Here is a 210-nt window from a genome sequence, read left to right on the forward strand (position 1 = left end):
GTACCTGGAAGAGCGTTTGCAGCTGCTGGACGAGCAGTTGGCCACCGTCACCCGCCTGGCCAAGGACAACGAGCTGCCCGATGCCATCCTCACCGAGTCAGGGCTGAAAATCACCCCGCTGGATGCGGCGGTGCCGGATCGGGCGCAGGCGCTGATCGACCAAACCAGCCAGTTACTGCCGCGCATCAAGATCACCGAACTGCTGATGGA

The 210-nt window shown here is 62.9% G+C and carries 1 protein-coding gene; it reads left to right on the forward strand.

What is annotated here, in order from left to right; translation table 11 throughout:
• Positions 1 to 210, forward strand: a 210-nt coding sequence (locus tag K5E40_RS34790; RefSeq protein WP_221734469.1) for a hypothetical protein, incomplete at both ends; no start/stop codon positions are given.

It is taken from the genome of Pseudomonas baetica (assembly GCF_019733355.1).
In the GTDB taxonomy this organism is placed as follows: Bacteria; Pseudomonadota; Gammaproteobacteria; order Pseudomonadales; family Pseudomonadaceae; genus Aquipseudomonas; species Aquipseudomonas baetica_A.